Source organism: Viridibacillus sp. KH_047, assembly GCF_057838945.1.
The window spans coordinates 1,651,340-1,675,403 of the sequence record NZ_CM174479.1; the positions used below are offsets into that span (position 1 = coordinate 1,651,340).

Genomic DNA, 24,064 nt, shown 5'->3' on the forward strand with positions numbered 1-24,064 from the left:
GAGGTATTTTCCAGTTATGTAGTTAAGTTATACTTTATTTAGATAGAGATCAGGAGGAAATGTAAATGAAAAACGTAATGATTAACGGTAAAAAATATAAACTGATTTCCCGCTACCAGGATGATAATGAACTACGAAACAGTTTTAATTTGCTAACACAACAAACTTATACTTTCGATTTTGAAAAGTGGTATAAAAGTGGCTTTTGGAAAGAGAATTGTATTTTGTATTCACTGTTAGACAAAGATAAAATGGTTTCTCATATTACAGTTAGTGTCATTGATTTTATCGTCTTAGGGGAGAAAAAACGACTTGTTCAGTTTGGTACAGTAATGACAGATGAACAATATCGCAACCAAGGGCTAAGCCGAGTACTAATGGAAACGGTTTTAGAGGAGTGGAACGATAAATGTGACATGTTCTATCTTTTCGCTAATGATAGTGTTCTTGATTTTTACCCTAAGTTTGGATTTGAACCTGTTGATGAATATCAAGCTTCTACAAAAATCTCGAAAATCGAAAGTCCTTATTCTGTCCGGAAAATGGACATAGATAATGTTTGCGATCTTAATCTGCTTTATGAAACAGCAAAGAATGCTGAAGCACAATTTGCACTTTCAATGCAGAATAACGCTGGGCTAGTTATGTTCTATTGTAACTACTTTGAATTGTTCAGTTTTAAGGATAACCTTTTCTATATACAAGACTTAAATGCAATTGCTGTAGCAGATTACGAAGAAGACACACTGATTTTATATGATATTTTGTCAACAGAAAAAATAGAAATTGAAGATGTCCTAAATGCCTTGGCAACAGAACTGACAAAGAATGCAATACTCAAATTTATGCCAACCAACAGTGAAAATTATGAAGTAACTCTTTTTAAAGAAGAGGATTCAACACTTATGGTAATGGGGGATAAAGAAGAACTATTTAAAAATAACAAGTTAATGTTCCCAATTTTATCACATACATGATATAGCAAAGTTTTTTGAAAAATAGGAGAGCCTACTTTGATCAAAAACTTTCTGATTTGACCTACTCAGCGCTTGATTTAACTCATTCAGAGGATGATTTAACCTACTCGAAGAAGTATTTAACCTACTGGAGCAATGATTTGACCTACTCAGCGCTTGATTTAACTCATTTAGAGGTTGATTTTACCTACTCGAAGAAACATTTAACCTATTCGAACATATAGCACAAAGTTTTAACCAATTAAGCATTTTATGGGGGAAGAAAAATGGGTTTTGCAAAAATATTAAAAGAGTTTCCAGTAATAGAAACTCAAAAAATTCGTTTAAGAAAATTAAGATTGGAAGATGCTCCAGAGTTATTAAAATATTATTCAAATGAAAATGTATATCGGAATCTTGATTGGAATGGACCAGAAACATTAGAAAGAAGTTATGAAGTTATCAAACTATGGAACAAAGGCTATGATGCAGGCTGGATTATTCGTTTTGCAATCGCAGACAAAGTCACAGATGAAATTATTGGAACGATATTTTTAAGTGAATTTGAAGGGAAAAGGGCTGAAATTGGCTATGAATTATCAGAACAATATTGGCGTCGTGGAATAATGTCCGAAGCAGTACATGAGATTTTAGCAATAGGATTTAACCATTTAGGCTTAGAAAGAATCCAGGCATTTGTTAGTGATGAAAATATAGCTTCAAAGGTATTATTAAAAAAATTCAACTTCAAAGAAGAAGGTTATTTAAGGAAGTTTGAATGCCATAGTGTTACTGGAGAATGTAAAGATATGTGGTTATATAGTTTGTTAAATACAGAGTTTCAAAACTGAGAGATGGTTATTTATATAGGAAAAATCTCATTATATTTCGACTGAAATTGTTACTTAAAGACTTCAAAAACGAGTGAGGAGTAGTGATATTAATGTTAGAAAAAATTACTGATAGAATTTACTATATGAAAAATAGTGATGAAACGGATAGACCAGTGTTAGGCCTTGTGATAGGTGATGATTTTTGTTTAATCGTTGATGCAGGAAATTCACCAAAACATGCAAAAGAATTTAAAATTGAAATAGATAAAATGGGTTTACCACCTGTGAAATTTTTAGTTTTAACACATCATCATTGGGATCATACTTTTGGTTTAAACGAATGGGATTTGATTTCCATTGCAAATAACAAAACAAGTAATTATTTGAATATGTATCGAGAGATTAAATACGATGATAAATCATTCGAATTAGCAAAATCTAAAGGTGTTTTTAATGATTTTTCAATAAAATGTATAAAGGCAGAGATTACGGAAAGAGAGAATTTTTCACTTAAAAATGTAAATCTATCTTTTGAGGGTGAAATGAAAATTGACTTAGGTGGGGTTACATGTGAGATACGCCAAATTATAAGTCCGCATACAGATGATTCAACAATTTTATATATTCCTGAAGAGAAGACAGTATTTTTAGGTGATTGCATTTATGGACGATCACTAAAGGGAAATAACCATTTCGATGATAAACTATTTCCGATGATACAAATAATTGAAGAGTATGACGCTGAATACTACGTCTGTTCACATGAGTCAGTTTGCAGCAGAGAAGAAATAGTATCCTATTGGGAACAATTAAATATTAGTTATTCTATTGCTGATAAATGCTCAAGTTTAGAAGAGGGGGTAGTAGCATACAAAAAGCAGTTTGATACAGAACCTTCAAATGATATGGTCTTTTTTATGAAAAGTTTCGGACTTAGGTAAATGCAAATGTCTAATCGATAAAACATTCAATTAACTCATTAAATAATGCATTCATTAGAATAGGATATTGGCGATTATTAAAATATAGAGAGGAAGTGTAATCTCATTGATTTTACAAAATGAACTTGATCTTATAGAAGCTATAAAAAAGGATACATGGATGATGGAGATTTTACAAACTGTCGAACAGTTGAGTTTGCCAGACTGTTGGGTTTGTGCAGGCTTTGTTCGGAGTAAAGCCTGGGATCTGCTTCATGACTATAAAGAAAGAACCCCTTTAGCAGATATTGACGTCATTTACTTCAATGCTGCAGAGGTGAATGTACAAATAGAAAAGAGCCTCGAACAGCAATTGTTAAGTATGAAACCTGAGGTGCCTTGGTCGGTGAAAAATCAAGCAAGAATGCATATAAAAAATGGAGTTGCACCTTATATATCTTCTGAAGATGGAATGGCCAACTTTACAGAAATTCCAACTGCTATTGGTGTACGCTTAAATAATGACAAAGTTGAGTTGTGCGCACCATACGGAGTAGAGGATTTGTTATCTTGTGTAGTAAAACCAACTCCAGAATTCAAGAAAGGAATGCCTATGCATAATATTTATGTGAAAAGAATTCAAACAAAGAATTGGTGCAAAGTGTGGCCAAAATTAAAAATAGAAATTTAAAAAGGGGACCTAATGACAACTAAATTTACTTTGACTTCAGGAGCGGTAGTAATCAATAGTGAAAATAAAATAGTATTAAAAAAAGACCCTAAAAGAGGATGGGAATTACCTGGAGGGCAAGTGGAATAGAATGAAATGATTAAAGAGACTTTGATAAGAGAAGTTAAAGAAGAAAATAAAAATGGTTATTTTCAAAAAGGAGCACTTTTAAATTTTTAAGTGAATAAAGGTGATTATCAAATGGTATTGATGAATTTGAAACGAACATTTTTTAACTAATTCACATACAATGCAAAATGTGTTTTTTATAGATGATCGATGCGATATGAATATAATACCTTTTTGTATATACACTCTTTTGTGACAATAATTGAAGTTACGCAAATCAATACTCAAATTTCAGAAGAAATGCTTTCAGTATATGGTAAGCTTAATCTAACAAATGTAAAAGAATGGCTAAGAAAAAATTATTCTAAGCCCCATTGTCTTAGACATTGTATTGAGACATTTGAACGTATGTCTGAAAGGAATTGATCATGATGTTGTCACAAAAGCTATTCGTAGCAACTTTAACTGCCATGTTCACTTTTTTTATTCTTCCGTTATTTTTTATTGAAGAAAATGCTAATGACTATTTCATCATTGGATTTGTTGTTAGTTCAGTAACAATTCCATTCATTTTCTTATTTGGATTACTTACCTCAATGCTTATCGAAAATTTTTGTCACAAATATCATCTAAAGAAAATCATAAGTTTCATGCTTCATATTGTAAGTGGAGTAATATGTTTAATGATTTTCGCAGTCTATACTTTCATCACAGGTGGTTCACCCGAAGGGTACAGTCAAACAGGATTAATGATTACATTGTTATGTGTAACAGTCTTCTTTTGTATAGATTTTGTCATGAAGAAAATATCAAAAGGAGCGGACTCATTATAAAAAAAAAATACTTATACATATAAAATAGTAAAAAAAGAAACTATGAAACTATTTGTTCACAAATTCGTAATATACTATTAATAGACAAATTTAACAAATTTTACTATAATAATTAAGGTAAGTATCTATTTAAAAGTAAAAAAGGTGGGAATTTGGAATGAAAAAATGGTTTTTGCCATTCGTAATGCTACTTGCAGTGGCAGTACTTGGCGCATGTAATTCAAATGAAAAAGTTGGAGATTCAAATGTAACAGCTAAAGAGCTTTACGAGAAGACGTTAAAGCAACAAGAAACATTAAAAAGCTATTCTACAACAGGTGTTATTAAACAAAATATGGTGGTCAAAAACAAAGATGAAGAAATGTCGATGGACATTGATAGCGAAATGAAAATGGATATCATTGCCGATCCGCTAAATTCATACTTTACTATGACAACCAAGATGAAAAACGAAAGTGAGAAAGAAGCAACGGATATGAATGTGGAAGGCTATTTGACAGATAAAGGCTTCTATATGAAAGAATCTACAATGAATCAATGGATGAAGATGTCAAAAGAACAATATGATGTAGTTTTAGGTTCTAAAAAAGAGCAATCTGATCCTTCAGAGCAACTGAAAAAGCTTAGTGAATTTGTAGAGGACTTTAAAGTGGATACGGAAGGCGACAAATATGTGTTAACTTTAAAGGCTGAAGGTGAGAAATTTACAAAGTTCATCAAAACTGAAGTGGAAGCACAATTTGAGCAAATGGCACAAGGTGCTGAAAAAACAGCAATTGATGACATGAAATTTGATGATGTTGAGTATATAATTTACATTAACAAAGATGACTACAATATCGAGCAAATGAAAACAATTATGAATATGTCGATGAAAGTCGAAGGTAATGAAGTGAAGATGAAAACAGACACTGACTTAAAATTAAGCAACTTCAATAAGGTTAAACCAATTACAGTTCCAAAAGAAGTAACTGAAAAAGCACTTGAAATGTAAAAGACACCGGTTGTAGCAGAAAAGCTATGACCGGTTTTTTGTAAAAGGAAAAAATATTGCTTCTGTCGAAATACATTATAAACCTAATATTGGAGGGGATTATTTGTTTTTTGAAATGACAATACAAATACGTGTCACTAATATTAATGAAGGGCATAAGTGGTACGAGACCTTACTAAAAAAGAAGCCAGATATTATTCCGCATGAAGGATTTGTAGAATGGGAGATTATTCCTGGCTGTTGGTTGCAAGTTGCTGAAGGAATACCTTCTGAAGATAGCGGCCCTTTACGATTGGCAGTAAAAGATATTGAAGTAGAACAAAAAAGAATAATGAAAGAATTGAATGTAAAACACTTTGAAATATACTCTCGCAATGAAGTAAATGCGAAATGGGGGACTTTTAAAGACCCTTGGGGTAATAGACTTGGTTTCTTTGAATACATGGATAAGAACGAACAAAATGATCGTATTAAAACTATTTTAGGATTAACCGAAGTATTATAGTAAGTTTAAATAGTAAAAGAAATATTGAAAAGAGCAACTACATCTAAAATAGAATAAAAAGCGGTCATGCTAATCAGCGGATATGACTGCTTTCTATTCAGTAAACTTCTCTATACAGTTCTGTTCAATTTGATTTCAAACTCAGGATCTGTGACATATTCCATATAATTTATATTTCCATCGAAATTTAAATAGGCTTCATAACGAACTCGAAAAGCGGTTTTTGTAAAATACTCCAGCACTCTATCCTTAGCAACCCAGCAGCTTTCTGATGTTTCTTCTGAAATAGCTAACTCCCCACCAACTGGTTTGCACCTATAATCTAGCATTAATTTTGTAGGAACGTCAGTGATACCGTCGTACCATTTATGAGTGCTTGTATTTGAATAAACACCGATTAAGTTTGATACAGTAATGTCAATTCCACTTTCTTCTTTTACTTCTCTAATTAATGCATCCATAAGATTCTCCCCAACTTCCACTTGACCACCAGGAAAAACCCACCCACCATGAATAGTCTTCACTAAAAGAATATTGCCATGTTCATCTTCAACAATTCCACCTACAGCAACAATATGAGTTGGCATTTCCATTCTTCTTTCGCCTCCATTTGAAATAAATTAAATTCTTATAAGGTCTATATTTATTGAGTATATATGAAATGTCACAGGGTATGTAAAATATAGTATAAAAATTTATAAATTTTATAATATGGTAAAATTATATAAAATATTAAGTGATAGGTCTATTATTCTCCTTTTATGTTAGTGATTTTATATAATGAAAAATCACTAGACTATCATAAGAATTAAGAACTTTTAGAGAAACGAAAAGAGAGGTGAATTTTCTATGAAAAAAACGGCGGTTTTATTATATCCACAATTTAGCGAGTATGAATTGACGGCGACTTTATCCATTCTTATGCAAGGTGGCAAATCAATTTCTGTAATTGCACTAACAAAGGAAGGCGTAAAAGGGGAGGCAGGTCTTACTTGTGTTGCTGATGAAACAATAGATCAAGTTAACTATCAAGAATTTGATAGTTTACTACTTACTGGGTGTATGGATATTGCAAGTGTAGTTGAAAATGAAAAATATATAGAGTTTGTTCAAAAGATTGCTAACCAAGAAAACTTTATTATTGCCAGCATTTCAAGTTCCCCGATGTTACTCGCAAAAGCAGGGTTATTAAAAGGGAAAAAATATACAGTTGGATTACTGGAAGAACATAGAGAGCAATGCGGGTTATTTCATGATGCGAACTATGTAGAAGATCTAGTCGTTCAAGATGGCAATGTAATAACAGCCTTGGGTTCTGGCTTTATTAAGTGGGGAACACTATTTGGTAAGGCTGTAAAAGTTGAATTTGAAGAAGCGTGGTATAGAGATTAAATCATTATTTCGATAAAGTATCTTTACTTTCATTATTCAAATGCTATGGGGGCTAATTTATGACAACAAAAATACTTTTCGCTTCAAATAAACTAGGTGATATTACAAATGAACAATTACAACAAATGCTTAATCAACACAATTTAGGTGAACTTATTTCTGCGATAAAAACTGATAATGGTGCTATGGGTCAGACAATGTTTGTTCATTCCTCTAAAGGTGAGTTTGTTTTGAAAGGCAATCCACTATTTCCTGGGCAATTTGAAGAGGAACAATTTTTTGTGAATAATATATCGAAATGTATTGATGTACCTGTTCCCATACCGTATTTCATAGGTACAACTAATTCGTTTTTTGGGTGGAGTTATGCTATTATGCCACGACTAAAAGGGAAGCATTTGAACGATATAGAAGTAGCTGATACGTTGATGAGTGAAGATAAAAAACAGATTGCAGAAAGTATGGCGAACACGCTAATGCAATTTCATAGTTGGAGAGTAGATGTATGCGGAGAGTTTGATCCTAATACTAATAGCTTAATAGAATTTGAAGAGGGTTATTCAAGGTGGCTATACGATAGAATTAGTTATTGGATAGAAGATGCCAAAAAGTATTCCGAAATAACACTAGATGATATGAAATGGGTTGAAAATGTTTTACAACAAGCTCTTAATGCTTTTGATCAATTTAATACACCAACATTTGTCATGGGTGATTTTAAGCCCGGTAATTTTTTGATTCACGATGAAGAAGGGGATTGGAAAATAAGTGGAGTATTCGATTTTACTAATGCCTATTTTGGTGACCCTTTAGCTGATTTGATAAAAATTATTACAATGTACATAGATTATGACGAATTAGATGAGGCAAAGTATTTCTTGAAGATATATTTTGCTGAAACTGATGGAATAGAGCAAATCATACAACGTTTAAAAGTACATATGCTTATGCAAAGAACATTAGATTGGGGCTGCGCAAAGGCTATCGGTGCAGTTACTTGGGATGTAAATATGTCATTTTCTGTTTGGGCAGAACATTATTTGAAAAGGATGGAGGATATTATTAGAAAGATTAAATGATGAGAGTTAATACAATTGGGATATTACCAGTTACTTTTCAGTGTTAGGAAGAATTAAAAAAATTATGAAGATGTGGTTTTAAAATAAAGTTTGATAAGATATCCTGTTAGCCTTAAAGTTAATAGGATTTCTTATTTCACTAACGGTGCAGTTTAATAATTTGTATAATAGATAGTTAAATAATGGAATTTCACTGTACTATACACTAAATAAGATATGATAAATAAACTTTAGATTTTATTCAGAGGTGACGTTATGGAAAGTAGATACATGAAAAATCATTTCACCATCATCTATGAGCAACGAGAAGAATTTGCTAATGAGCTAAAAAATTTTAAAAATAAGGAATGGGAACGTCCTCAAGAAGACAAGTGGTCTTTTGGAGAAACATATTATCATTTATTCTTAATGGTTAGACTATTTAGACAGTTAAACAAAATGTATTACCGATTTCTAAACCCATTGCTACAATAAGAAGAGCAAAGTCATACCAATTTCAAAGTGAAAATATATTCAGTGAATATAATGAAAAACACAACAAACCTATGAAAGCACCTTATCTTTTAGTGCCACCAAAAGATATTAAAGAGAAAATTACATTTGAATGGTTAGCAAACGAGTTAGATAGCGAAACTAGGCATTTAGAAAAAATGCTTACTAATATTAGCGATGAAGTTGCTGGACATATACGTTACCCCGATCCAATAGCTCATTATCCAAATTTAATACAATGTATTAACCTACTAGGTTTACATGAAAAACATCATTTTTTATTATGCAAAAAATATTATAACTAACATTAAAATAGGCCTATAAAATAAAAGCTATCGTTTTGATCAATCTTTATTCAAAGCGATAGCTTTTATATACAGTAAAATCAAGGATTTAATGCGATTTATAATCAAACTTTATTCTAAACCAACAGAAGAAACTTACTTGATTTCAAAAAATTACAATTAGCACTAACAAAAAGAGACATTCAGTTGCTAATATTGCGGGCAATTCAATAAGTATAAGTTATAATTTGTTATATATAATACTGTTTTAGGAAGTGGTCAAAATTCTTTATGCAATTGCTTTATTCATACTTGCAGGTATAGCTGAAATTGGCGGAGGTTATTTGATTTGGATATGGTTAAGAGAAGGTAAACCTTATTATTGGGGAATAGGTGGAGGAATAGCCTTAGCCTTATATGGTGTTATTGCAACATTTCAATCGTTTCCATCATTCGGTAGAGTTTATGCTGCCTATGGAGGAGTATTTATAGTTCTTTCCGTCCTGTGGGGATGGGGAATTGATAAAAAAGCACCTGATTTGTACGATTGGGTAGGTGCAGGAATATGCTTAGTTGGTGTAGCTGTAATGTTATTAGCACCGCGTCAATAATAAATAGTAACTGTACATAGCCTATTCAAGTATCGGAGGCATTAGTTAAATAAAAAGGAAAGGGTATTACATATTTAGTCAGATAAAATATGTAATGCCCTTTTATTTATACTTATTAAATTTTGGTCTGGATATTTTAAATGGTTTAAATATCTTTTTTTATCAAAACTTTATTCTAAACTTTTTAGCATCAGCAACCTTTGCTTCATTTTCATCAAATACATCACTTGTTGTAATTTCAATCCATTCTAGGTTTGTTTTTGTATCAACGATGAATCCCAAATTGCCTTTCTTAGATGCATTACCTTCAATTTCTTCATTTAAGTCTTCTAAGTAAATGTCTTGATCCCAAGTGACTTTTTGACCAGTATTTGTTTCAATCATAGCGATTGGTGCGAAGTTTACTTTATCGTTTGAATTGTTATTTATCTCTACAAAAAGCTTTACAAATTCAAATTCCTCATCATGGGTGAGGCCGTGGAAATAGTCGGTAAGACTATAATCTGGGAATAGGTGAATTAGCTTTGTGTCTTTCACTGTTAATTTGATATCTCCGACAGTGATTGTTTGTTCTTCTAAGTTGATTTTTTGTAATGTTGCTTCACCTTTTGCATCTTTGATGGATTGTCCGACAGTGAGTAATGTACGGTCATCAGGTACTTGTGGATTTGCTCCATACCCATCTAAGTAATTGGTTTCTATTTCTTGAGCCAAAGCAGGGGAGCTAGTACTGAAATCTTTATCAGAGCAGCCAAATAATAAGGATGATATAAGTAAAAAGCCAAGTGATTTTTTCATTTTTTAACCTCCAATTAATAGAAGAAAGGGCTAACGGTAGGAGTGTCAGCCCTTTCTCAAAATTGTGTTATTTATCTTTGATGACTGTTTTGTTTTTCTTTTTATCTTGCTCCAAAATTTTGAAGATAATTTTAGCGTTGTCTGTATTGTCAATTTGTCCTGCAAATTTGCTTGATGATGGACCATATGCGTAGACAGGAACATCTTCACCTGTATGACCACCAGTTGTCCAACCAGTGTTTGAACGCGTATCGAAGATTTTCTCAATGGCATTGTCGATATCAATTTCTTTTTTAGCTGTTGCATCTTTTACCGATTGAATTTCTTCAGCTGTCAAATCAAGCTTAATATATTCTTTTAAAGTTTGTTCAACATCAGCACCATTGGCAATTTTGTTTGCCATGAAGTCTGGAGTGCGTTTTGCAGCTTTAATTGGAGCGGCGAACCAGTTGTAATCACCATTGGCACCAATTGTGAAGCCACCAGTTGAGTGGTCAGCTGTTGCAATGACTAATGTATGCTTGTCTTTTTTAGCAAAGTCGATGGCTGCTTTGAATGCTTTTTCGAAATCTTCCATTTCACTCATTGCTCCAACGATGTCGTTATCATGACCTGCCCAATCGACTTGGCTACCTTCAACCATTAAGAAGAACCCTTTTTTGTTTTGCTTTAAACTAGAGATGGCAGAGTTCGTCATATCTGCTAGGGAAGGTGTCTCAGCTTTGCGGTCAATCATTTTATCCATTCCGCCAGTTGCGAATAAGCCAAGAACCTGTTTATTTTTATTCTTTTGTAAATCTTTTTTCGTTGTCACATAGTTAAAGCCATCTTTTTTAAATTCTTTCACAAGGTCACGGTCCTCGCGGATAAATAGTGATGATCCGCCACCTAACAGAACATCGACTTTGTGCTTGCCGTTAATGAGTTCATCGTAATAGTCATCTGCAATGCCGTTCATGTTTTTTCGACTTGGATCATGAGCTCCGAATGCTGCTGGTGTTGCATGAGTAATTTCTGAAGTTGCTACAAGTCCAGTTGCTTTGCCCATTTCTTTTGCAGATTCTAAGACCGTCTTCACTTCTGATTCATCATTATCTACTGCAATAGCGTTGTTGTATGTTTTAATACCTGCTGACATTGCAGTTGCAGCAGATGCAGAGTCTGTTACGTTTTCTTTTGTGTCTTCTGGATACGTCATTTGTTGCCCAACTAGATATTTATCAAACACTGTAGGACTGACAAATTTTGAGTTCGGGCTGTTTTTTAAGTAGCGATAGGCTGAAGTGTAAGAAACACCCATGCCATCTCCGATAAGGAAGATAATATTTTTAATTTCGGGTTCTTTTGGTGCTGCGGATTTTGCTTGCGCCTCAGAAAAAGGTACTCCTAGGCTACTAATCGCCAGAGTAGATACAGCAGCAAACGCAAGTAATTTCTTCTTAAAATTCTTGTTCATCAATATAATTCCTCCTAAACTTTGGTATATCTAAAATATACATGAACAGTTTTATGGAAGTGTTATCGCCATGTAAGAGATATGTAAATCATTTGTAATGAAGAGATTAACTATCATCGCAAAACTGTTAATAATTTTTCTATAGTATGTTCAAAATCGAGTTATTTATTTTTAGAAATACAATTGTAATTTTCAGTGCAACATCTATGAGTACATAAAAAGAAAATCTGAGGGGTTTTTTACTATTGAAGAAGAGTTAATTTTTTTTATAAATCTAAGTGAAAATTTTTAACGTTTTTATTTTGAGAATCAACGCATAATAAAGAAATTAAATGTTAGTTCTGTAGCCGGTTCGGCACTAGCTGGTTGATTAGCATTATACTTTGACTGTGAATCACAAGCTCCTCACGGTGGAATTTAGTTTTACTTCTAATTGGTTCTATTGTAACAGCGTTAATGGTTGGATTCTCGAAAAAACCAATTGAAAAAAATGTAAATTATAAGGGGTGCCCTATCACTTAGTCGAGCTGACTAATAGGGTGCCCATATTTTATTAAACGGTCAATTTAAAAATGAATTAAACAACTGGTAATTCCAAATTAGAGTTATGTTGTATAATTAAGGGAGTTAGTGGTGTGGTTGGGGAGGATATTTGAAGTAATTTAAAATTGGAGGTTGATGACATTGGAAGTGTTGATAAATACTGAAAGACTACTAATCAGAAATTTTAAAGAAGATGATTGGTTAAATTTATATGCATATACATCTAACCCAAACGTAATGGAGTATATGCCATCTGGTGTGTTAAATGAAGATGAAGCAAAACAGTTAGTGAATAATAATTTGCACGATAAAGCTGAGAAATTTGCAATTATACTAAAAGAAGAAAATCTCCTGATAGGTCATATTGAATTTTTTAAATACTTTGGTGAACATACTTATGAAATAGGTTGGGTGTTTAATCCGAACTATCGTAATAATGGTTTTGCTACTGAAGCGGCCAAAGCATTTGTAGACTATGGATTTATAGATTTAAAGTTACATAGAATAATTGCCACTTGTCAGCCCGAGAATATTCCATCCTATCGAGTTATGGAGAAAATAGGTATGAGAAGAGAAGGTTACTTCAAAAAATGTATACCTCATGGAGATACATGGTGGGATGAATACTACTATGCTGTGTTAAGAGAAGAATATTTGAAATAAAAAATAGTAGATAGTTTAAATGTCAAATACTACTCAAATTTAATGTACTAATGGAGGCAGATTAAAATGGACTGTTTAGGATGTAGTTTAGCTAATAAAAATGATCAAGTTCATGTTGTTTTCGAGGATGATTACGTATGTTGTTTCTTGGACCATGACCCATACAGCGAAGGCCACGTTTTAATATTGCCTAAAAAGCATATTTATGATGTTGAAGAACTTGATGAAGATACTGCTAATGCAATAATGAAGGCATCTATGCTTTTATCTAAAGTAATAAAAAGACTGTTTAACCCTGATGGTATTACCATTTGCCAAAACGGTGGTATTTTCAATGAATTAACTCATTATCATATGCACGTTGTACCTAGATACAAAGATCAGTCATTCGCCACTTTTTATACAGGTGAGGATAATTATATAGAAGAAGATATTAATTTAATGGAGACAAAAAGAAAACTAATCGATGCCGTTAATGAAATAATTAACTAAATAATAGTGAATGTAAAAGGAACTTCCAGTCACGTGGAGTTCTTTTTTTTATAAAAACATTTTACAAAGCGTGATTAAAGAGTAAATGGCTCAATTGGCACAAAAAAGCTACTCAGGCATAGACTAGTGTACGGTGTAGAAAGCGAGTATGAATTGACAATGTTACATACTAAAAATCGGATTAGCAGCATTTTTTCACAATTCTAATATCAACTAAGTAATTAAAGTAATATTGGTCCTTTGTGAAAGGAATAGTTCTGCATTAGCCGTTTTTTACACTGTTATATATAAGGCATTAGAAAGAGGTAAAGTACAGTTTCAAAGAAGATGATGTATGCTCAATTTTTGTAAAGGCGCCGTAATAGTAATAAATTTTCTGGAAAGGATGAAAAGATGAATTTCGTAAAGCAAATTATGAGTTCGGCGTTTATAGGATTCGTCTTATTTTATTTAGCGTATGTTATAGATATGGGCAGCTTTAAAATGGAAAGTGAATTTGTCATGATAGCAGTTATTATTAGTATAGTATTTTTAATCTTATTTATAGTAGATGGAATTGTGTTTACTGATGAGACTAGTAGAATCATTCCGTATCAAACTGTTTTTGGAACCGTTTTATTTTTCCCGATTTATATAAATATGATGGATAATTTAGTGGAGCATGATGCAAATTATTCTGTTCGTTTTATTATCTGTATGAGTGCTGTATTTTTCATCATCATTTTAGCTGTCTCGTTGTCAATTCGGCATCATTATAATAAGAAGAAATTTATTGGTTAGAAAAAATATAGTAGTTATGAAAAGTTAAATATCATTAAAAAAGAACTACTACTTCAAAGGTGAAGCAGCAGTTCTTTTTTTGTTTGTTTATAATCTACCATTAATTTTAGAAATAAAAAAAGGTCATAGTTGTTGAGTTTTTCTATATCAATTAGTAATATCTAGAAATTTTTCGAATATTAATGGAAAGAGGCAGTAGACAAGTTGGGTAAATTTGAAACTTTATCTAGAAGGAGATGAACAGGATGAAATATATACTAGGCTTATTTTTGATCGTGTTTCCAGGAATCTATGGATACTTAGCTCATCAATCAATGATCCCATTTTACCCTCTGATCGCTCAAATTGTTTTTTTAGTATATTGGTTATGGGTAGGTTACATAATCGGGCGATTTAGTAAGAGCTCTATGAAAGGTTTGATTTTGGGGAATAGTGTATGGCTGATTTCGTTAGTATTATTCATCTGGCAATTTGTCCTAACAGACGAAGTAGGCAGACTTGGAAACATCGCTGCTATTCCACAGTACTATATTCTTCCATTTGTTTGGTTAGCGAGCAAATTAGCAGCACTATTATCCATGATAGATGGTTCAACAATTATTATTATTACTTTTATTTGTATGTTAGTTGTATTTGTTTTCGGATTTAGACTTGGGAAAAAATGATGTTCAAATTTCTTTATTGAAAATACAATTCCTTTTTAGGCTGCAATTAAAGCTGGAGCAGACCTGGTGGAGATTAATGTGCAACCTACGAAAGATCATAATTTTGTGATCTTCCATGATTGGATACTAGATTGTCGGACAAATGGACAAGGTGTGACAAGAGATTATACAACTAGTGAATTACAGGCATTAGACATCGGTTACGGATATACTGCAGATGAAGGAAAAACATTTCCTTTCCGTGGTAAAGGGGAAAATCTAATGCCAGTAGCTTCAGTCGCTGTTTATGTAACATCAAGTGCTAGACAATTATCATTACTGTTAATACCTACTTTTGTTATAGGGCTTAATAAGAAAAAGAATTAATACATATTTAAGCTAAAGCTATAAGAGGTGCTAAGGATGTTGGTGGAAAGTAATCAACACTGCAAAAGGTCTCTTCAGGTAGATTAGAATCACTTTTTTTACACCATTCCATTAGCGAATGGTGTTTTTTTGTCAGTGATTTTTTGAATTTAGAAGGAAAAGAATAGAAATTAATAGAATAGAGTTAGAGAGTAGAAAAAATGTGTTAAAAAAGCATAGTTTTTTCTTGAATATAGAAGATAAATATCAATTTGGACTGTATAGGACAGAGGTGAGCGAATTGAAAGTAACGGAAGAAATGAAGCTAAGAATACAAGCAGTATTAATTCATGATCCATTATTTACGGTCGTACGTGAAACACCTATGGAAGCGAAATTATACAGCGATTCTTATTTAGCAGAAATAATTGAAAATAAGTTCTATTCAATTACGGATGTCGCTGTGTGGTTTGGCATATCGGATGCGAAGCTACGATACTATATCAAACCATTTAAGGAATATATTTTTCTCGACCAAGAAGTGACCCCCTCTACGACAACAGTTATACGTCTATCTTTCTTAGCAATATTAAAACTGAGAATGATTATGTTGTTAAAAGATGAGTACCGAGTCAAAGGTTTAAAACAACTATTGGGCATAGATGATGTGGGGCGTGTAAATCCACGACCTCATTTTGCCGAAGAAACAGCAGTCACAGTTCCTGATCATTTAGGTGAGAAAGTAGATATCCTTAGTAACGTTCTTAATCAAATGCTTCAAACAGGGTTATTTAAATTCAACAAACAGGATACTTCTGAAACTCAAATAGTAGTGAATGAAGATTTCTTCAAACAAAGATTGGTTGCACCTCCAAATGAATCGAATGAACAGATAGAAGAGATAAAAGCACAAACAGAGAAGTTAATAAAGGATAATGAGATGTTAAAAGATCAAATTCAAGACATTACTTCTCATAAAGTGAAGGATATTGCTGTGAAGTTAAGAGAACGCCATATTGAAAACGTGGTCGTTTCTGAATTACGTGCCGAAGCATTAAGTCAGTTTGAAAGCCAAAATAAATTTGGGCTATTCAAAAAACTGTTCTATTCTTCTGAAATCGAAAAGGAGAAAGAGCATTTCGTCTCTAACTATCTGAAAGAACATTTGTATGACAGATTAGAATTGGAGCTAGCCGATTATTATCAGGCAAATCAACTGCAAAAATAGTAGAAAGTGTTGGTGAAAAATGAGTTAAAAATGTTATTAGATAAATCAATGAATATTGAAATGATAAATTATGAAATCTAAGAAATTGGCACAATGAAATGTACCAAATGGCATAGCACCATAAAAGGTTTGGACTCTGTACTGAACAGGATTCAAACCTTTTGTTTTTGACTGAAGACTTGTAGGGATATAGAGGAGTGAATAGTTTGAGGACAGATATTGATAATTGGATGCCAATAACTGTTTCGGAAATATGTGAAGTGTTTTCTGAAATTCCAATAGGGTGGTATATCGCAGGTGGTTGGGCAATTGATTTACATTTAGGAAATAAGAGTAGGGAACATAGTGATATCGATGTAACAATCAATCGACAGGACCAACAAATTGTTCAACAATTATTAATGAAAAATTGGCTTTTATATAAGGCGGAGAATGGTAAGCTCATACCGTGGGAAGATGGTGAGTATTTAAACTCAACAAAAGATATATGGGTTAGTAAGTACAATGATTCACCCTGGGCATTTCAAATTATGATATTTGATACTGAAGAAAGTAATTGGTTTTATCGAAGAGAAAACTCAATAACAAGAGCAATGGAAGAACTGTTTTTAATGACAACCGAAGGGATACCTTATTTGAAACCAGAAGTCCTACTACTCTATAGGGCAGGTTCTTCGAAAGTCCGGGAAAAAGATGTTGATGATTTTCAAACCATTCTCCCTATACTGACAGCAAAAGAAAAAGAATGGCTTAAGGAATCATTAATTCAACAATTTCCTGAAGGACATGCATGGGTTATATACCTTTAATAAGTGCAGTTTAATAGTACAGGGGGAAGAATGATGGATATGATTTTACAAGATGTTATCAATTGGGTCAGAATGACTGATAAACAGATTGTTATTGGCATTTCAGGACATGGTGCTGCTGGAAAAACAACATTTGCCAATAAGTTATTAAAGCTACTAGATCAAGACGAAGTGAATTATATTAATACAGATCCTTATATTGTTAGTTCGAACATACGAAAACATGCAATTATCGACTATACATATCAAAACGAGAGTCATCGTTTTAAAATGACTGCTTGCCATCCATCAGCGCATCATTTGCCTTCATTAGAAAGAGATGTTCAGATGGTTAGAGATGGTTTAGATTTATATACGATAGATTCACATTATATGAAAAGCGAATTAATTTCTTCAAAAAACAAAGTAACGATTGTAGAAGGAATGAGTGTCGCATTTATTAATCCAGATTTATTTGATTTGAAAATTTACTTCTATACAGATAGTGAAACGGAATTAATGAGAAGATCGAGCCGTGATATTGTTGAAAGGGGAACTGATATCAATTATTTAAGGCAGTCTCATGATGAACGTCGAATTCAGTACGAAGTGTTTATGCATCCATACAGTCAGCATTTTGATATTATTATCAAAAGTTCTGATGAAACATTTTGTCTAGAAAAAAATACTTTTGAATTTATATTGAAATGAAGGGAATCCATTTTGAACAGGCATTTTTCAAAATGGATTCTTCTTTGTTTACCAATAATAAGAACATGTTTATGAGTTTTTCAAAATTTATGATGCCATTTCAATCTCTCTAATTTACTTAGATACTGAAATCTTAGAAAGATTACCTTTTAATAAGGTGCACTAGCCTACGGCTCAATTAATTACCGTTTTCATTTGCTGGCGATACGATATAGGGCTAGTAGTAAATTTCGATTTAAATACTTTTGAAAAATAATTTGCATCATTAAATCCTGTCGTTGTGGCGATGTCACTAATTGGCAAACTAGTTTCTTTAAGAAGTTGTATAGCATGTGTAAGACGCTTTTCATTTAAGTATTGTTTAAAAGTAACTCCTTTAGTTGTTGAAAATAACATGCTTAAGTAGCTTGTGCTAATACCTAAGAAGTCAGCCAGTGTTTTAAGGTTCAACTTGCTATCGGAGTAATAAATATCAATATAATCTAGTGCTCCATTTACATAATCAAACTGGCCGTTTTCCTTTTGGTGTACTGCTTGATTCATTACATTTTGGCAAAAGAGGACGAACTCTTGGATGATAGTGTAGAGAACAGGATGATTCAAAACCATCTCAAATAATAGGTCGTATTTCTTTTCCAATTCAATCATTTTATCCATTTGATATTTCAGCATAAAGCGTCTTACTTGAGCTAATATGCTTGTAAGATGAATGCGGATGGCATCGGGTTGATAGTAAATCTCCAAATTAGAAATGTTATACAAAAATATCTTAATAGCTTGGACATCATTTTGCTCTAAGCTATTGATCCAAAGGCGTTGCTGTTCAATTGTTAAAAAGTGATCGAATTTTTTGTAGACAGGCATTTGGCTAATATAAAAAATTTGAGAGAACCCATTTTGGAAACGCAAACTCAATGCCTGTTTTAATGCATTATACATAGTTTTCATGGATTGATTTGGTGTATCATAAATGGCGATATTTAAATGGGCATTATGAGACTTAGTCCACTCTCGCATAATTGATTTTACCTTTTTAATTAACTCTTCTAGGTTTTTATCATTTGAAAAGCACATAATTCTTTTTGATAATGGATAAAAGGTAAAGTGCTGTGAGAATGGTAGAGATTGTATCCAATGAAAGAGTAACTCATTTTGCTCTGAAAACTCAGTTTCTATCATAAAGCAAAAAACATTGTCTTCTATTGGAGTTGGAGAATCATCTATAAATAATGCTGGATATATTGAGTTCTCTTGTACATAAGAAAGTGTATCTCTAAAAGGATTCGAAACTTGACGAGATGCATGTGTTAAATACTGTTTCAACAAATTCAAATCGATTGGTTTTACTAGCAAAGTTAAAGCTCGTAAAGAAAGAGCTTCTTGTGCATTTTTAAATAAGGGTTCAGCAGTTATTGTGATTAAATGATGAGGTTGAATCGATAAAGCCCTCTTTAATCCATTTGTTTTATCTTGCATTAATATTTCAAGTTCTAGCAAAACAATTTCTGGATTCTCCATTTCAAGACAATTTATAGCATCTTCGACGGTTCCTGCCTCGTATACAGTTGTAATATCCAACTGATAGTGTTTTATAAACCATTGAATGCCCGTTCTTTCGGTTTGATCTCTATCGATTATTAATAGTTTCATCCTGCTCACCACCACTCCAATTTTTATGATTAATACGTTGTTGATATAAAATCTAAAAAAAGTACCTATGTAATCTAATATAATTCTATACAATCTAAAATAATTCCTCTTTTTGCATTATCACCTATTTTAAAGCTGCCCGGATAATGCCTAAATCGTCAACAGTTTATTGAAATGGTTTAAATGATCTAAAGACAATTATTTAAACAACTGCAAATGAATTCGTGGGATAAACTGTATTAGCATATGATGTTTTGGAACAATGATTTCTGGAGGCGGCTAAATGGAAATTAGTGAGATGGAAAAAGACTTTTAAATTTCTGTGGACCTAAGCCACCATATTTCTGGAAATTGAGTTGAAGTCATTGAATGAATTTGAGGATACTATGAGGTGTAACTTTGTAAAAGTAGGAAACCTAAATAAACGAACCAATTACTAAGATTCGTTTATTTGGTGAGGGACATTTTACCACTTGATTTTGATATAGGTAAGGTAAATTATTATGAGGTTTAAAATTTAAATTAGTGGAGGTTTCGAATGAGTGAATCCAAAACACAGGTGTTTGTCAGTGATTTTACAGGGGCGACGGATGCCATCAAAATTCAAGCTGCGTTAGATTTTGCGTTTGCAAATAAGCAAAAAGTCGTCATTGCAGAAGAACGTAAATACCAACTAAACGCAACAATCAAGATCCGTGAAGGGGTAGAGTTACGCGGAGAACGTGCAACTCATTACTCATTAGATGCAAATTTGAGAGGTTTTGAGTTGGAACAAGGTGCTTCTTTTTGTGGTGGTACGATCAGTATAGGAATTAATAATTACGCGAAGGAAGTTGTCTATTTAGACGGAAAATATAGGTATGATAGTACTAGTGCCAAAACAGTTATACGTGATTTAGTCATGTGGAACTGGACGTCAACGACTAGCGGGATAGGTTTATCTTTATTCTCGGGTGGAGACACTCATCAAATTCAATTTCTAAACATTGAACGACTTGTGATATGGAATTTTGACATCGGCATTAAATTAAAAGCAACTGAACCAACTAAGGGCCAAACGTGGATCAATGCAAACCGATTCGACAAAATCACATTTTCAGAGTGTAATCAAATGATTGTGATTGAATCAAATACTTCTGTTCCATTTGAATGTTCAGGGAACATATTTTCAGACCTGCAAATTCAACCAGGCACTTCCACTAAACAAATTCTAAAAATTTCAGGTATGGGTAATTCGTTCACCGGCGTTCTATGGGATACACAGTTGATTCAACATACAGGACCTATTGCAGAATTTACCTCTACGAGTTCCATGAACAACATAAATATGATGTTCTTTCCTGAGGAACGTTACGTCAACAATGGTGAGAACTCAAACAGAGTCGGTGTTGGTGGATTGACCGCAGAAGGTGAATTGGTGGGGCGTGACTGGAATACGGTCCAGAAGATGGGAACGTATCGAATCATTGAGCCATCAGGATTAACAGCAGCTCTTCATCAGCCTGTAGGAGCTTATGAATATGGAATTATGACTGTTTTCACAACGGGAGACAACGTAGCGCAATTTTATGTTCCACATCAAGGAACTGAGAATTTCTATATTAGATCAAAGTTCGGTTTAACTGACTGGACTCCATGGAAATTGAGTGGTAATGGTGGTGGTCCTGCAAACATCGAAGTATTATCAGCAGACCCTGTAAATCCTTCGATTGGTAAAATGTGGATTAGGGGTGATCTGTAGATGGGCACACCTATTGCCTATCAACGCATCCAAACAGCTAAAGGGACATTTGAAATTCCTTTGTACTCAATGAAAGATACTTCTATCCTGGATAAATCACTTCAGGTAATGACGCATAAAGGTCTAGCTTGCTATGAACTAGCTGATGCGAAGGTGGGAGGGGTAGAAAATTCTTCTTTCCTTAGAATTCAAACTCACAAGGGTATGAAAGCAATTAAAGTTGTTGTAAACATCATCAAACCGATTAATACAGCCAAAGCAAGGGTAAACGACAAGGCGTCAGTTATTATTGAAAATACGACAGACTATCTCCATGTTTCAACTCCTTGGGCTGGGAGGGGGCTAGTCATACCGATTGGACCACTAGTTCCAAACCATTATTATGATTTTACAATGTCATTAGAAGTATCATATTCCTATACCAAAGTAGATTTTATACAGGTGAGTATATGGAACGCCACACAAAAAAAATACCTGGCCAATGGTACGGCGATAATGTCTAGCACTCCGAGAGTTGGAGTTAAACAAGATCTGAAAAGTAACCGGTTTAACACGGGGGCAATTTTGACGACAGATCAAATTGAGTTAAGGATATTTTCTGCAAATGGGGATAAAAACACGGATGATTCATTAAACTTTAAAGTCTATAAAGCAGGAATGACGATTAAATTAGTTTGAATTCTAGGAGGTCATTCAGCTCTTTTTATTATGCTATTTGATGTGATTGGAATACTTTAAGGTCGATTTCGTGGATAGAAATTTATAAAATGGTTTCATAATGATTTAATCCAGTCTGTTTCGCTAACTAACAAGAAGTAATGAGAAGCTAGAAAGTTTTTTAATGAGATTTTACACATTTACACTCGGTTCAACAGTTATATTATCCATGCTAATTAGTACGTTTTAAATTTTGAATATTGAATTGGTAAGAGTATCCCACTTTCAGAAAACTGGAGATTGGTATACTCTTTTTTATTTGCCAGTTTCATCTAGGTTGCTACTCATCTATTTTTTATGGTAAATGCACTTTTAATAATAAATATAAAATAATTCCCTATCTAATCTAATATAATTCCATGCAATCCAAAATAATTCCTCTTTTTTAAAACTTTTTTACATATATTTTTAATGGTCAGAATTTTAAAATTATAAAAAGGGGGAGTGGTTGAAATGGAGGACATTCGAGAAAATGAGTTGACTGTAAAGAATTCAAAAACAGATTTTATGTCAGTTTTTAAATTTGTAATCTGCAGCTTGATCGGTATATTTAGCTTCTTTGTTACTTTTACATACAACGAAAAATCTTCTATTTTACTAGATCATATTGTTAGCTGGATATCGACAAATGCAGCAACTTTTGTAACTGTCTATATCATAATAATGCTAGTTTGTGGAGCTGCATATCCATTTATCACAAAAACATGGAATAAGGATATCGTTAATATTGTGATGTCAGTTTTTAAGGTAATTGGTTTAGGCATTGGTTTATTACTTATATCTGGGATAGGGCCAGATTGGCTGTTTGACCCAAGTGTAGGGCCTTTTTTAATGGAGAAGTTGATAAAACCTGTAGGGGTACTTATTCCGATTGGAGCTATCTTCTTAGCATTGTTAGTCAGTTATGGTTTGCTTGAATTTATTGGGGTATTCATGCAACCTATTATGCGCCCGATTTTTAGAACACCTGGTCGTTCTGCAGTTGATGCAGTAGCCTCTTTTGTTGGTAGTTATTCTGTTGGTTTATTACTAACCAATCGTGTATTCAAACAAGGGAAATATACGATTCGTGAAGCGGCCATTATTGCAACCGGTTTCTCAACTGTTTCGGTAACATTCATGGTTGTTGTAGCGAATACACTAGATTTAATGGCCTATTGGACTTCGTTTTTCTGGGTATCACTCATCGTTACTTTTATGGTCACGGCAATTACAGCTAGAATATGGCCACTTGGAAAGTTAAAAGATGAGTATATTGTAGAACAAGGTGATCCAGAAGTGATTGTAACTGAAAAAAGACTATTAACTGCGTGGTCTGAAGCAATGCAAGCAGTGAAGCATAATCCACCATTGTTAAAGAACCTTCTACAGCATTTAAAAGAAGGTTTGTTGATGACAATGAGTGTCTTACCATCCATTCTTTCAATTGGATTACTAGGTCTTTTATTAGCAATGTATACACCTATATTTGATTGGGTTGCCTATATTTTTGTACCATTCACATGGATTTTGCAATTACCTGAGCCTATGTTGACTGCTAAAGCTTTAGCGGTTTCTATTGCCGAGATTTTCTTACCGGCATTATTAGTCGTGAAAGCAACGGTCGTGACGAAATTTATAGTAGCCGTTGTGTCTATTTCCGCTATTTTATTTTTCTCAGCAGTAATTCCTGTAATCATTTCAACTGATATTCCTTTAACGATACGTCAACTAATTATCATTTGGTTCCAACGTGTTGTTTTAACACTAATTCTAGTAACACCAATCGCATTTTTACTATTTTAAAGGG

The 24,064-nt window shown here is 33.1% G+C and carries 26 protein-coding genes and 1 pseudogene; 23 read left to right on the top strand and 4 right to left on the bottom strand.

The window, feature by feature from the left end:
- The first annotated feature begins 65 nt into the window (after window positions 1–65).
- The 8 genes from AC3IS5_RS08320 to AC3IS5_RS08355 all read left to right on the top strand — a co-directional run bounded on the left by AC3IS5_RS08320 (window position 66) and on the right by AC3IS5_RS08355 (window position 5,840).
- The gene (locus AC3IS5_RS08320) at window positions 66–977 is read left to right on the top strand and encodes a GNAT family N-acetyltransferase (protein WP_489427370.1); all 912 of its coding nucleotides are present in this window, start codon (window positions 66–68) and stop codon (window positions 975–977) included.
- 266 nt (window positions 978–1,243) lie between these two features.
- Entirely contained in the window at window positions 1,244–1,807 is a 564-nt protein-coding gene (locus AC3IS5_RS08325; protein ID WP_489427371.1) for a GNAT family N-acetyltransferase, read from the top strand.
- A gap of 92 nt (window positions 1,808–1,899) precedes the next feature.
- A complete protein-coding gene (locus AC3IS5_RS08330; protein ID WP_489427372.1) occupies window positions 1,900–2,730 on the top strand; it encodes an MBL fold metallo-hydrolase in 831 nt (276 codons plus the stop codon).
- A gap of 106 nt (window positions 2,731–2,836) precedes the next feature.
- The gene (locus AC3IS5_RS08335; RefSeq protein ID WP_489427373.1) at window positions 2,837–3,400 is read left to right on the top strand and encodes a nucleotidyltransferase family protein; all 564 of its coding nucleotides are present in this window, start codon (window positions 2,837–2,839) and stop codon (window positions 3,398–3,400) included.
- Between the two features lie 12 nt (window positions 3,401–3,412).
- Window positions 3,413–3,529, top strand: a complete 117-nt coding sequence (locus AC3IS5_RS08340) for an NUDIX hydrolase (protein WP_489427374.1) — start codon at window positions 3,413–3,415, stop codon at window positions 3,527–3,529.
- Between the two features lie 407 nt (window positions 3,530–3,936).
- The gene (locus tag AC3IS5_RS08345) at window positions 3,937–4,341 is read left to right on the top strand and encodes a hypothetical protein (protein WP_489427375.1); all 405 of its coding nucleotides are present in this window, start codon (window positions 3,937–3,939) and stop codon (window positions 4,339–4,341) included.
- 157 nt (window positions 4,342–4,498) lie between these two features.
- On the top strand, window positions 4,499–5,335 hold the full coding sequence (locus AC3IS5_RS08350; protein ID WP_489427376.1) for a DUF6612 family protein: 837 nt from the start codon (window positions 4,499–4,501) through the stop codon (window positions 5,333–5,335).
- A 103-nt stretch (window positions 5,336–5,438) separates the two neighbouring features.
- On the top strand, window positions 5,439–5,840 hold the full coding sequence (locus tag AC3IS5_RS08355) for a VOC family protein (RefSeq protein ID WP_489427377.1): 402 nt from the start codon (window positions 5,439–5,441) through the stop codon (window positions 5,838–5,840).
- 110 nt (window positions 5,841–5,950) lie between these two features.
- Here the strand turns inward: AC3IS5_RS08355 and AC3IS5_RS08360 are convergent, their stop codons facing one another.
- The gene (locus tag AC3IS5_RS08360; protein WP_489427378.1) at window positions 5,951–6,433 is read right to left on the bottom strand and encodes an NUDIX hydrolase; all 483 of its coding nucleotides are present in this window, start codon (window positions 6,431–6,433) and stop codon (window positions 5,951–5,953) included.
- A gap of 256 nt (window positions 6,434–6,689) precedes the next feature.
- Here AC3IS5_RS08360 and AC3IS5_RS08365 point away from each other — a divergent pair, with 256 nt between their 5' ends.
- The 4 genes from AC3IS5_RS08365 (at window position 6,690) to AC3IS5_RS08380 (ending at window position 9,698) form a co-directional block, all read left to right on the top strand.
- The gene (locus AC3IS5_RS08365; RefSeq protein ID WP_489427379.1) at window positions 6,690–7,232 is read left to right on the top strand and encodes a DJ-1/PfpI family protein; all 543 of its coding nucleotides are present in this window, start codon (window positions 6,690–6,692) and stop codon (window positions 7,230–7,232) included.
- Between the two features lie 59 nt (window positions 7,233–7,291).
- Window positions 7,292–8,311 (top strand): phosphotransferase family protein, encoded by a 1,020-nt coding sequence (locus AC3IS5_RS08370; protein ID WP_489427380.1) that lies wholly within the window; start codon window positions 7,292–7,294, stop codon window positions 8,309–8,311.
- A 255-nt stretch (window positions 8,312–8,566) separates the two neighbouring features.
- Entirely contained in the window at window positions 8,567–8,785 is a 219-nt protein-coding gene (locus tag AC3IS5_RS08375) for a hypothetical protein (protein WP_489427381.1), read from the top strand.
- A gap of 586 nt (window positions 8,786–9,371) precedes the next feature.
- Entirely contained in the window at window positions 9,372–9,698 is a 327-nt protein-coding gene (locus AC3IS5_RS08380; protein ID WP_489427838.1) for a YnfA family protein, read from the top strand.
- 162 nt (window positions 9,699–9,860) lie between these two features.
- Here AC3IS5_RS08380 and AC3IS5_RS08385 read toward each other — a convergent pair whose 3' ends face one another.
- A complete protein-coding gene (locus AC3IS5_RS08385; RefSeq protein ID WP_489427382.1) occupies window positions 9,861–10,496 on the bottom strand; it encodes a DUF4352 domain-containing protein in 636 nt (211 codons plus the stop codon).
- Between the two features lie 67 nt (window positions 10,497–10,563).
- Window positions 10,564–11,952 (bottom strand): alkaline phosphatase, encoded by a 1,389-nt coding sequence (locus tag AC3IS5_RS08390; protein WP_489427383.1) that lies wholly within the window; start codon window positions 11,950–11,952, stop codon window positions 10,564–10,566.
- Window positions 11,953–12,642: 690 nt separating this feature from the next.
- Between AC3IS5_RS08390 and AC3IS5_RS08395 the strand changes: the two genes are divergently transcribed.
- The 8 genes and pseudogenes from AC3IS5_RS08395 to AC3IS5_RS08430 all read left to right on the top strand — a co-directional run bounded on the left by AC3IS5_RS08395 (window position 12,643) and on the right by AC3IS5_RS08430 (window position 18,167).
- Window positions 12,643–13,158 carry a GNAT family N-acetyltransferase gene (locus AC3IS5_RS08395; RefSeq protein ID WP_489427839.1) on the top strand — a complete coding sequence of 172 codons (516 nt, stop codon included), beginning with the start codon at window positions 12,643–12,645 and terminating at the stop codon, window positions 13,156–13,158.
- 66 nt (window positions 13,159–13,224) lie between these two features.
- Window positions 13,225–13,650: an HIT family protein gene (locus AC3IS5_RS08400; RefSeq protein ID WP_489427384.1), complete on the top strand. Its 426-nt coding sequence runs from the start codon at window positions 13,225–13,227 to the stop codon at window positions 13,648–13,650.
- 393 nt (window positions 13,651–14,043) lie between these two features.
- Window positions 14,044–14,430 (top strand): hypothetical protein, encoded by a 387-nt coding sequence (locus tag AC3IS5_RS08405; protein WP_489427385.1) that lies wholly within the window; start codon window positions 14,044–14,046, stop codon window positions 14,428–14,430.
- 245 nt (window positions 14,431–14,675) lie between these two features.
- Window positions 14,676–15,095 carry a hypothetical protein gene (locus AC3IS5_RS08410; RefSeq protein ID WP_489427386.1) on the top strand — a complete coding sequence of 140 codons (420 nt, stop codon included), beginning with the start codon at window positions 14,676–14,678 and terminating at the stop codon, window positions 15,093–15,095.
- A gap of 39 nt (window positions 15,096–15,134) precedes the next feature.
- A pseudogene (locus AC3IS5_RS08415) lies at window positions 15,135–15,362 on the top strand (glycerophosphodiester phosphodiesterase family protein); the annotation flags it as partial.
- A 379-nt stretch (window positions 15,363–15,741) separates the two neighbouring features.
- Entirely contained in the window at window positions 15,742–16,668 is a 927-nt protein-coding gene (locus AC3IS5_RS08420; protein WP_489427387.1) for a hypothetical protein, read from the top strand.
- 197 nt (window positions 16,669–16,865) lie between these two features.
- Complete coding sequence (locus AC3IS5_RS08425) at window positions 16,866–17,477, top strand: nucleotidyltransferase domain-containing protein (RefSeq protein WP_489427388.1); 612 nt, start codon at window positions 16,866–16,868, stop codon at window positions 17,475–17,477.
- Window positions 17,478–17,510: 33 nt separating this feature from the next.
- Window positions 17,511–18,167: a uridine kinase family protein gene (locus AC3IS5_RS08430; protein ID WP_489427389.1), complete on the top strand. Its 657-nt coding sequence runs from the start codon at window positions 17,511–17,513 to the stop codon at window positions 18,165–18,167.
- A 174-nt stretch (window positions 18,168–18,341) separates the two neighbouring features.
- Here AC3IS5_RS08430 and AC3IS5_RS08435 read toward each other — a convergent pair whose 3' ends face one another.
- Window positions 18,342–19,817, bottom strand: coding sequence for a helix-turn-helix domain-containing protein (locus tag AC3IS5_RS08435; protein ID WP_489427390.1), 1,476 nt, complete (start codon window positions 19,815–19,817; stop codon window positions 18,342–18,344).
- A gap of 538 nt (window positions 19,818–20,355) precedes the next feature.
- Between AC3IS5_RS08435 and AC3IS5_RS08440 the strand changes: the two genes are divergently transcribed.
- From AC3IS5_RS08440 to AC3IS5_RS08450, 3 genes are all read left to right on the top strand, one after another.
- The gene (locus AC3IS5_RS08440; RefSeq protein ID WP_489427391.1) at window positions 20,356–21,558 is read left to right on the top strand and encodes a pyocin knob domain-containing protein; all 1,203 of its coding nucleotides are present in this window, start codon (window positions 20,356–20,358) and stop codon (window positions 21,556–21,558) included.
- Window positions 21,559–22,236, top strand: a complete 678-nt coding sequence (locus AC3IS5_RS08445; protein WP_489427392.1) for a hypothetical protein — start codon at window positions 21,559–21,561, stop codon at window positions 22,234–22,236.
- A 492-nt stretch (window positions 22,237–22,728) separates the two neighbouring features.
- A complete protein-coding gene (locus AC3IS5_RS08450; RefSeq protein WP_489427393.1) occupies window positions 22,729–24,060 on the top strand; it encodes a YjiH family protein in 1,332 nt (443 codons plus the stop codon).
- The last annotated feature ends 4 nt before the right edge of the window (window positions 24,061–24,064 follow it).

Bases quoted from the DNA above. Each gene is read 5' to 3' on its own strand.
- AC3IS5_RS08410 (WP_489427386.1), top strand. From the start codon at position 14,676: ATGAAATATATACTAGGCTTATTTTTGATCGTGTTTCCAGGAATCTAT.
- AC3IS5_RS08435 (WP_489427390.1), bottom strand. From the start codon at position 19,817: ATGAAACTATTAATAATCGATAGAGATCAAACCGAAAGAACGGGCATT.
- AC3IS5_RS08360 (WP_489427378.1), bottom strand. From the start codon at position 6,433: ATGGAAATGCCAACTCATATTGTTGCTGTAGGTGGAATTGTTGAAGAT.
- AC3IS5_RS08450 (WP_489427393.1), top strand. From the start codon at position 22,729: ATGGAGGACATTCGAGAAAATGAGTTGACTGTAAAGAATTCAAAAACA.
- AC3IS5_RS08365 (WP_489427379.1), top strand. From the start codon at position 6,690: ATGAAAAAAACGGCGGTTTTATTATATCCACAATTTAGCGAGTATGAA.
- AC3IS5_RS08445 (WP_489427392.1), top strand. From the start codon at position 21,559: ATGGGCACACCTATTGCCTATCAACGCATCCAAACAGCTAAAGGGACA.
- AC3IS5_RS08320 (WP_489427370.1), top strand. From the start codon at position 66: ATGAAAAACGTAATGATTAACGGTAAAAAATATAAACTGATTTCCCGC.
- AC3IS5_RS08340 (WP_489427374.1), top strand. From the start codon at position 3,413: ATGACAACTAAATTTACTTTGACTTCAGGAGCGGTAGTAATCAATAGT.
- AC3IS5_RS08370 (WP_489427380.1), top strand. From the start codon at position 7,292: ATGACAACAAAAATACTTTTCGCTTCAAATAAACTAGGTGATATTACA.
- AC3IS5_RS08440 (WP_489427391.1), top strand. From the start codon at position 20,356: ATGAGTGAATCCAAAACACAGGTGTTTGTCAGTGATTTTACAGGGGCG.
- AC3IS5_RS08375 (WP_489427381.1), top strand. From the start codon at position 8,567: ATGGAAAGTAGATACATGAAAAATCATTTCACCATCATCTATGAGCAA.
- AC3IS5_RS08350 (WP_489427376.1), top strand. From the start codon at position 4,499: ATGAAAAAATGGTTTTTGCCATTCGTAATGCTACTTGCAGTGGCAGTA.
- AC3IS5_RS08430 (WP_489427389.1), top strand. From the start codon at position 17,511: ATGGATATGATTTTACAAGATGTTATCAATTGGGTCAGAATGACTGAT.
- AC3IS5_RS08390 (WP_489427383.1), bottom strand. From the start codon at position 11,952: ATGAACAAGAATTTTAAGAAGAAATTACTTGCGTTTGCTGCTGTATCT.
- AC3IS5_RS08405 (WP_489427385.1), top strand. From the start codon at position 14,044: ATGAATTTCGTAAAGCAAATTATGAGTTCGGCGTTTATAGGATTCGTC.
- AC3IS5_RS08385 (WP_489427382.1), bottom strand. From the start codon at position 10,496: ATGAAAAAATCACTTGGCTTTTTACTTATATCATCCTTATTATTTGGC.
- AC3IS5_RS08400 (WP_489427384.1), top strand. From the start codon at position 13,225: ATGGACTGTTTAGGATGTAGTTTAGCTAATAAAAATGATCAAGTTCAT.
- AC3IS5_RS08330 (WP_489427372.1), top strand. From the start codon at position 1,900: ATGTTAGAAAAAATTACTGATAGAATTTACTATATGAAAAATAGTGAT.
- AC3IS5_RS08325 (WP_489427371.1), top strand. From the start codon at position 1,244: ATGGGTTTTGCAAAAATATTAAAAGAGTTTCCAGTAATAGAAACTCAA.
- AC3IS5_RS08345 (WP_489427375.1), top strand. From the start codon at position 3,937: ATGATGTTGTCACAAAAGCTATTCGTAGCAACTTTAACTGCCATGTTC.